This window comes from Streptomyces sp. NPDC086835 (genome assembly GCF_044745705.1).
Taxonomy (GTDB): domain Bacteria; phylum Actinomycetota; class Actinomycetes; order Streptomycetales; family Streptomycetaceae; genus Streptomyces.
Window position 1 is genome coordinate 1 of the sequence record NZ_JBIVAU010000032.1, and the last position, 2,737, is coordinate 2,737.

Annotated in this window: 3 protein-coding genes and 1 pseudogene; 2 read left to right on the forward strand and 2 right to left on the reverse strand. The window is 66.8% G+C overall.

Features of this window, described 5'->3' with window-relative positions; translation table 11 throughout:
- Positions 1 to 867 precede the first annotated feature (867 nt).
- A pseudogene (locus ACIPJI_RS36465) lies at positions 868 to 1,116 on the reverse strand (transposase family protein); the annotation flags it as partial.
- 100 nt (positions 1,117 to 1,216) lie between these two features.
- On the opposite strand from ACIPJI_RS36465, the gene ACIPJI_RS36470 reads away from it, so the two are divergent.
- Together ACIPJI_RS36470 and ACIPJI_RS36475 are read left to right on the forward strand one after the other, a co-directional pair.
- Positions 1,217 to 1,765: a hypothetical protein gene (locus ACIPJI_RS36470; protein WP_402251270.1), complete on the forward strand. Its 549-nt coding sequence runs from the start codon at positions 1,217 to 1,219 to the stop codon at positions 1,763 to 1,765.
- 118 nt (positions 1,766 to 1,883) lie between these two features.
- Positions 1,884 to 2,360 carry a hypothetical protein gene (locus tag ACIPJI_RS36475; RefSeq protein WP_356625350.1) on the forward strand — a complete coding sequence of 159 codons (477 nt, stop codon included), beginning with the start codon at positions 1,884 to 1,886 and terminating at the stop codon, positions 2,358 to 2,360.
- A 161-nt stretch (positions 2,361 to 2,521) separates the two neighbouring features.
- Here the strand turns inward: ACIPJI_RS36475 and ACIPJI_RS36480 are convergent.
- Positions 2,522 to 2,737, reverse strand: a 216-nt coding sequence (locus tag ACIPJI_RS36480; RefSeq protein ID WP_402251272.1) for a transposase, incomplete at its 5' end; no start/stop codon positions are given.

Genomic DNA, 2,737 nt, shown 5'->3' on the forward strand with positions numbered 1-2,737 from the left:
GAAGAAAGCCGCCCACACCGTGAAGACGATCAGGGCCACAGCGACAAGGTCCACGAACACCTGACGGTTCCGGCGTGCGGGAATCTCGGCGTAGATGCGCAACAGCAGGCTCCTGCTCCGTTCAGAACGACGAAGAAAACCGGCCGCCCCGCCAACAACTCGGCCGACCAGCCCTCGGGATCAACTCTCCCACCCCACCCCCAAACAAACATGCAAAACGCGAACCACAGCCCACACCGCGCCGCGACACCCCACGCACCGGCAACACGGCGAGAGCTGTCGCATACACGCGCTGACACCTGCCGACAGAAACACCAACACAAGGGGGGCGCAGTGGAAGCAAACACAACCCGCACCGTGGCACCAGCGCAGAAGGGGAACAGGCCCGGCATCGACGGCCCTTGTGCTGCCCTCCGGCTACGGATCGGCGCGCATGGAAACCGCCCCCGACAGCACACCGATCACGCTCCCCTGCTGCCGGCGATCGCCGGCGTCGGCCTCCTTCCCGCATTGCGCGAAAAGCAAGCTCCGTTCAGGCACACGTCGTCACATCTCACTGCCCGCACCATCACCGGCGAACGATCCGTCGACACGGGACCGGATCACCACCGTCCGGCTCCTGACGACCTTCTCCCACGGCAGCACGCACCACACCCCGGCGGTCCGCGACACCCATCGTGCGGCTCTGGGCATCACACCCCACAAAAGACACAGGAAGCTGCACCACGCACTCGGAAAAGCGCACACCCACCCCACACGACACGCCCCCCACCCCACATCAGCCAGACAGCACGGACACACCCGGGCACGACCCCCGGACGCCGGAAAACTCCTCACCCACACCGCCCCCGCCCATCTGCTCCCGACGGCCTCGGACTTCGAGATGCCGAACAGCAAGGCGAGCTGGCGCAGCGTCAAGTTGGTGCGCCAGTACGCCCGCGACCAGCAGCACCCGGTCTCCCAGCGGCAGGCTCCACGGTCGGCCCCGGCGGACCGCGTCCGCACCTGCACGCCGCAGCACCGTCACCAACTTGCCGAGACAGCGGGGGCTCAGCCCGGTGAAACCGGCGCTATCCAGGACGGCTGCGACGCCGTGATCACACCAGCCGCGGCCAAGATCGTCCCATCGCACGTTCACCTGCCCGATCTGGAGGTGTGGTCACGGCTTTGCCACCGCGAGATCACCCGAACTGCCGCCCGGGGGTACTGTCTGCACGTGATCTACCTGATAGGCGGCCCGCCACGGGTGGGCAAGAGCACCCTCGCGTGGATGCTGCTGGAACGGGACGGCATCCCGGGATGCCCGACCGACGCTCTGGTTTCGATGCTGCAGCGCGCCGCGCCCCAGCACGGCGTGCGCCACGGCACGCACCCGGACAAGGCCGTACCGGCGCAGCCCTTCCTCGTTGAGTTCATCCGTGCCACCGCGGAGAGCCTCGACGACTCCGATCCCCTGGACGGCTACGTGGTCGAGGGCGACATCGTCACGCCGGCGGCAGCCACCGCCGCCGCTGGTCTCGGGATACCACTGAGCTGCGTCTTCCTTGGGAACGCGGAGCTGACCACCGAACACTTGAGGGCCGCCCCGGACTGGCTCGACGGAGCCGATGACACCACCTATCGGGACATCGCCGTGTGGGTCAGGGAACAAAGCACTGCCCTGCGTGAAGCCTGTGCGGCCAGCGGCCACGTCTACGTCGAGTTGGGGGGCGGCTACGCCCAAGGCCTTGAGAGGGCCTACTCGACACTGATGGAGAGGCGCTGACCGCCCACCGTCAGCACCCGCGAAGGCCCGCAAAGACTTGCGGGACAAGCCTCAGGCCGTGGCCGATGGCCGTGGAATCGCTTGGGCGTCACCGAGGCGGTGCGCTGATGATGTGCGGGTGTTCTACGAAGATCTCAGCGAGTACGCCCATCAGGACGCGGATGCGTTCACGGACAGGGAGTCGGGCGTCTACGCCCTCTGGTACCGCCCGGCGTACACCCGCCTGAGCATCGGATGGCTGGAAGTCGGCAAGCCGTACTCGACCGGAACGGTCCCCGCGGTGTTCGTGCAGAAGCTGCAGGCTGTTCAGAAGGTCCAGTCGATGAACGTCTGCCTCGGGCTGCACGAGTGCGACCTGTGTCCTGAGCAAGAGGCCCCGGCAGGAAACAGGGAGGTACGGATCCCGGGCGAGCCCGGCATCACCTATGCCGCTCCGTTCCTGATCACGCACTACATCACCGCACACGGCTACCGACCGCCACAGGTCTTCATCGACGCCGTTCTCGCCGTCGACCTCGACGCGTGGGCCACCGCACGATGGCCCAACGTCCCCTTCCCCTGGGTTCCGGACGACGCGGAACACCTGCTGGAGTAGCGGCGAGCGAACCTCCGCACGCAGCCACAGCCGATCGAGTCGACGTTGACCGTCCCGTGAAAAACGTAGGCTCTTCAGGGTCGATCGTCCGCTCCCCTTCGTTGCGGCGCCGGTCGATCTCTCTGCCGAACCCGGTCGGACGACCGCCCTTACTGATCGTTTCAGAATGAGGTTCGGAGGCGTCTCAAGCAGATGATGCTGCACGCGAGTTGGAGTAGTGCGAGGTGGAGATCGGCGCGTATCTCGTAGCGGATCCGTAGCCGCTCGAACTGGTGGAGCCAGGCGAAGGTCCGCTCGACGACCCAGCGGGTCCTGCCCAGACCGGAGCCATGGGCTGTGCCCTTGCGGGCGATCTTCGGTGTGACGCCGCGGGCCCG